The organism is Bacteroidota bacterium (assembly GCA_039714315.1).
Classification (GTDB): Bacteria; Bacteroidota; Bacteroidia; order Flavobacteriales; family JADGDT01; genus JADGDT01.
Map to the genome: position 1 here is coordinate 1 of JBDLJM010000170.1, position 5,798 is coordinate 5,798.

The window sequence follows — 5,798 nt, forward strand, 5'->3', positions numbered from 1 at the left end:
GCCAGCGGGGGAACGGTAATTGAAATCTGTTCTGTCGACCTTTTTAAGTTTGGAATAAATCATTTTCCTCACTCCTTTATCGTCATCCTCAAGGCCATTTACCAAACGCTGAACAGCATCCGATCTCAGAGAACTTTTTTCAGATATCAATCCAACTTTAGACGATAACGAATAGGCACTATACCTTTGCTCTCTAACATCGCTGTCGAGATAAATACGAAGTTTCTTAAAAGTAGATTTTTGATTTTTTTCAGCAAACCATTCCTTATTAAGCGAAATGCTTTCGCCTTTTTTTAAGGCGCTGAAATATTTTGAAATACTCTGCCCGTAAGTCAGATTACTTAAAGAAAAAAGTAAGAGTACAAGGTGAATATACTTTTTCACAAAATTGATATTAAGGGTTAGGTAATTATGGGGTTAGTTGTAAATGTATAAATATTGCGCATAAGCTCAATTATTTACAATAAACTTTACAGTTATAATTTAAGTCCTCCCATTTTATCCTAAACAGTAAGACTTTAGAGAATATTTTGACAAATTATAAGGTTTATAAAAAGGATTTTTTCAGTATTTATACTACATGCGGGAAGTATTTTTCCTACCCACCTTAGATTAGGACGGCTAAACATTCTTTATTATAACATGTTGCGCGTTGCATTGCCGGTTACAACTTGTTTCAGGTTCGGTGTGGGTTGCTATAAAAAAGATACTACCACGAATGCTGTGGAAATAATAAATAACCATCTCACAATCTCACCTTCTCACCATCTCACCTTCTCACCTTTTAATCAAAGTAATAATATTCTACTAATAGTAGTAATACCTGATTTTTTATTTTACCTAATAATACATAATTTGCAAACACAGAATGTTCTTATATATTAAAATCTAATTCTACTATGAAACTTCTAATGATATACTGCGATAAATTCTCTTATACTCCACAAATAAAAACTTTGGAAAGCTTTCCCGAGGTGGAAAAAGGCGAAGTTTATAAAGACTCTCTTGTAGCTTTTATACATGCCGAGGAACACGATCATGAGGACCCGAAAGCTGTAGAGACAAAACTGGTGAAAAACCTGAAATGGGCTGCAAAAAAGAACAATACAAAAAAGGTTGTTCTACATTCCTTTGCCCACCTGTCGGAAAGCAAAGCTGATCCGAATTTCACAAAAGAGATTTTCGATCTTGCAGAGGCGAGAATGAATAATGCAGATTACCAATGCAGCCAAACACCCTTTGGATATTTTCTCGATATAGACGTACAGGCTCCGGGAATATCGCAGGCAAGGATCTTTAAGGGATTCTGACCTTAAGCCTAAAATATCATCGATATGATTTATTAATGGCACTAAAAAGTGAAAAAAAATTTCGGGACGATACAATTATAAATACTCTCACACAAATGCTCAAAAAACAACCTTTGTTATAAGTTCTTACGATTTCTCTACCTATAACAATATATTTTTTTAGCCGCGAAACCTTTAGGTTCAACGGAGTTAATGCGCGAAATCGAAGGTTCAACGAAGTTAATGATGATTTAAGATTAAAAAAACATAATGAAAGCTTAACTTAATGACGTTGACCGCGCCCGGGATAGGAATGGCAGCTTTTTTATTTAAAAACTAATGAAACTTTGCTATTGAGAGCGACCCCGGGAGCTCCTCAATGGCATTAGTTGAATAGCTTTTAAATAAAAAACTATAATGGATAGCCCGATAAGGCGCCAGTAAAATAATTGACAACAGACGCATCTTTTATTTGAAGAGTATAAGCGTTAATTATGATCATAATTTTCAAGAAGGGATAAACATATATTTTCACTCAAAACAACAAGGGTAATTTCATTCATTTTAGCACAAACACAATTTAGAACCTCTCTAAATAACAACAAATCGCACACAACTAACAACGCATAACTACTTAAATACCAAATCATTTATATATGATTGCAATTTTGAATAGCATCACAAAATATAGCCTCTAAATCGTAACTTATGTAACACTAATACTCTATAGTGTATTAATAACATCTATCACATTGCTATTTCGTAAATTTGCACTACTTTTACATGCCCTTAGAACGGGGTAGATTGAGAGTTAGCAAGCAACACTAATCAACTCTCAATCAAACAAATAAAAAGTATAAACACGTATTATAATAACTAAATTTTCGATTATGTCTAACGATAAATTGAAGACTCCGGCTCAGAAATTGATTGGAGATGGAAATGAAGGAGCTTCATGGATTGCTTATAAGTGTTCTGAAGTTGCGGGTATCTACCCTATTACACCATCATCAAACATGGGTGAGAATGCTGACATGTGGGCAGCAAACGGAGTAAAAAACATTTGGGGTAATGTTCCTGAAATAATGGAAATGCAATCAGAAGCGGGTGCTGCAGGTACTGTACACGGTGCTTTGGCTGCGGGTGCAATGACTACTACGTTTACTGCATCTCAGGGTCTGTTGCTTAAGATTCCTAACATGTATAAAATTGCTGGTGAATTACTACCAACAGTTGTACATATTTCGGCTCGTACTTTGGCTTCGCATGCTCTTTCTATCTTTGGTGACCACCAGGATGTTATGGCTGCACGTCAAACCGGTTTCGCGATGTTGTTTGGAAACAATGTTCAGGAAGCTCACGATATGGCAATGATTGCTCACGCAACTACATTGAAAACCCGTGTTCCTTTCATGAATATCTTCGACGGATTTAGAACATCTCACGAGATTTCTAAAGTTGATAAAATTTCTGATGAAGTAATTCGCGAAATGATCGACGAAGAGTTAGTAATTGCTCACAGAGAAAGAGGTCTTAACCCTGACAGTCCTGAAATTAGAGGTACTGCCCAGAACCCTGACGTATTCTTCCAAAACCGTGAAGCATCGAACAAATATTACGAAGCTGTACCGGATGCTGTTCAGGATGAAATGAACAAGTTTGCTGAACTTACAGGTCGTCAATATAAAATCTACGAATACTATGGAGCTGCTGATGCTGACAGAGTTATCGTGATGATGGGATCTGGTGCCGAAGCTGCTGAAGAGTCTGTTGACTACTTAAACTCTAAAGGTGAAAAAGTTGGTTTATTAAAAGTAAGATTATACCGTCCGTTAGATGCTAAAGCTTTATTAGCTGCTCTTCCAAGAACAGTTAAAGCTATTTCTGTTCTTGACAGAACTAAAGAAATGGGTCAAATCGGTGAACCATTATTCTTAGACGTAGTTTCTGCATTCCACGCAACAGGAAAAATGGAACACATGCCAACAGTTGTTGGAGGTCGTTACGGTCTTTCTTCTAAAGAGTTCACTCCTACAATGGTTAATGCTGTATATGAAAATCTTCAGCACTCAACTCCTAAAAACAATTTCACTGTAGGTATTAAGGATGATGTTACTCACTTATCATTAGACTACGATAAAGATTTCGCAATCGACTCTAAAGGATTTGCCGGATTATTCTACGGATTAGGTTCTGACGGTACTGTAGGTGCTAACAAGAACTCTATTAAGATTATCGGTGAAACTACCGATAACTTCGTACAGGGATACTTTGTTTACGATTCTAAAAAATCCGGATCAACAACAACGTCTCACTTACGTTTCGGACCGGAGAGAATTAAATCTACATATTTAGTTGATAAAGCTGATTTCATAGCATGTCACGTATTCGAATTCTTAACGAAATTCGAAAGCATGTTAGAAGATGCTAAAGAAGGATCTGTATTCTTATTAAACTCTCCTTATTCTAAGGACGAAGTTTGGAGTCACCTTCCAAAGCACACTCAGCAAACAATTATCGACAAGAAACTTCAATTCTATGTAATCGATGCTACAACAGTAGCAATGGAAACCGGAATGGGGTCTCGTACAAATACTATCCTTCAAACATGTTTCTTCCACATCTCAGGAATTCTTCCGGCTGATGAGGCAGTACAGAAAATTAAGGATGCAATTGTAAAGTCTTACTCTAAAAAAGGAGATAAGATTGTACAGATGAACTTTAACGCAGTAGACCAGGCTGTTGCCAACCTACACAAAGTTGAAGTTCCTGCTGAAGCTACTTCTACAATCACAATGGCACCTCCGGTTCCCGAAGATGCTCCTGAGTTTGTAAAAGACGTTATCGGTACAATTATTTCCGGAAAAGGTGATGAGCTACCTGTATCTGCATTTACTGCTGATGGTACTTTCCCAACCGGAACTACAAAATACGAAAAATCGAATATCGCTACTATGGTACCGGTATGGGATATGAGTATTTGTACTCAGTGTAACAAATGTTCATTAATCTGTCCTCACGCTGCTATTCGTCCTAAAGTTTATTCTGAAGACAAATTGGCTGACGCTCCTGAAACATGGAAATCAGTTCCAGCTAAAGGAAAAGAATTCAAAGGTGACTTCTATACATTACAAGTTGCTGTTGAAGACTGTACAGGTTGTGAGATTTGTGTATCTGTTTGTCCTGCTGTAAACAAAGAAGACAATACTAAGAAAGCTATCAACATGGCTCCTCAGTTACCAATTAGAGAAACTGAAAGAGAAAACTGGAACTACTTCTTAGATCTTCCAAATGTTGAGCGTACAAAAGTAAAAGCTGGTACTGTTAAAGGTTCTCAGTTCTTAGAGCCATTGTTCGAGTTCTCTGGAGCTTGTTCTGGTTGTGGTGAAACTCCATACATCAAGTTAATCACTCAGTTATATGGTGACGAGATGGTAATTGGTAACGCAACAGGTTGTTCTTCAATCTACGGTGGTAACCTTCCAACTACTCCATATACCAAAAACGAAAAAGGTCGTGGACCGGCTTGGGCTAACTCATTGTTCGAAGACAACGCTGAATTTGGTTTAGGTATGCGTTTAGCTCTTGACAAGAAGCGCGAGAAAGCATTTACTTTCTTAGCTGAAAACAAAGAGATCGTTGGTGAAGAGTTATTCAACGCTATCGCTGATAACGGAGAGTACTCTGATGCTGAAAAAGAAACTCACGAAGCTAACATCGACGAGGCTATTGCTAAAATCAAAGCTGCTGGTGTAAGTAACGAAGAGAATCTTAAGTTTGTTTCAGACAACTTACGTAAGAAAGCTGTTTGGATCATCGGTGGTGACGGATGGGCATATGATATCGGTTACGGTGGACTTGACCACGCTATTGCTTCAGGTAAAAACGTAAACATCTTAGTTATGGATACTGAGGTTTACTCTAATACCGGAGGTCAGGCGTCTAAATCTACTCCAATCGGTGCTTCTGCTAAGTTCGCTGAGAAAGGTAAAGTGATTCCTAAGAAAGATCTTGCTCTACAAGCTATCACTTACGGTGATGTTTATGTAGCACAGATTGCAATGGGAGCTAAAGATGCACAAACTGTAAAAGCAATCCAAGAGGCTGCTAATTACGATGGACCATCTATCATTATTGCTTACTCTCACTGTATTGCACATGGTTACAACATGAAAGATGGTACTTCTCAACAAGAGAAAGCCGTTGCTTCAGGTCACTGGCCACTTTACCGTTTCGATCCAACGAAAGATATGGGTAAACAATATCAGTTAGATTCTAAAGCTCCAACGCTTCCGTTAGAAGATTATATCTATAACGAAGCCCGTTACGCATCTGTTAAGAAGAAGACTCCTGAATTAGCTGCTGACTTATTAGAATTAGCTAAGAAAGAAATCGATAAGAAATGGTTCCGTATAGAATCACTTAAACAACTTTAATTAGTGGTTTAAATCTTTAAGATTATAAATACCGAATCCCGCTTAGCGTAAGTTGAGCGGGATTTTTTTGTTT

3 protein-coding genes are annotated in these 5,798 nt (G+C 37.4%); 2 read left to right on the forward strand and 1 reads right to left on the reverse strand.

The window, feature by feature from the left end:
- Nucleotides 1-384 (reverse strand): hypothetical protein (locus ABFR62_12670; GenBank protein MEN8139276.1); only part of this gene is annotated, 384 nt, incomplete at its 3' end.
- A 515-nt stretch (nt 385-899) separates the two neighbouring features.
- Between ABFR62_12670 and ABFR62_12675 the strand changes: the two genes are divergently transcribed.
- Both ABFR62_12675 and nifJ read left to right on the forward strand, forming a co-directional pair.
- Nucleotides 900-1,310 carry a threonyl-tRNA synthetase editing domain-containing protein gene (locus tag ABFR62_12675; protein ID MEN8139277.1) on the forward strand — a complete coding sequence of 137 codons (411 nt, stop codon included), beginning with the start codon at nt 900-902 and terminating at the stop codon, nt 1,308-1,310.
- An 869-nt stretch (nt 1,311-2,179) separates the two neighbouring features.
- Nucleotides 2,180-5,725, forward strand: a complete 3,546-nt coding sequence (nifJ, locus tag ABFR62_12680; GenBank protein ID MEN8139278.1) for a pyruvate:ferredoxin (flavodoxin) oxidoreductase — start codon at nt 2,180-2,182, stop codon at nt 5,723-5,725.
- Nucleotides 5,726-5,798: the final 73 nt, after the last annotated feature.

Excerpts from the sequence above, each read along its gene's own strand:
- ABFR62_12675 (MEN8139277.1), top strand. The coding sequence starts at position 900 with ATGAAACTTCTAATGATATACTGCGATAAATTCTCTTATACTCCACAA.
- nifJ (MEN8139278.1), top strand. The coding sequence starts at position 2,180 with ATGTCTAACGATAAATTGAAGACTCCGGCTCAGAAATTGATTGGAGAT.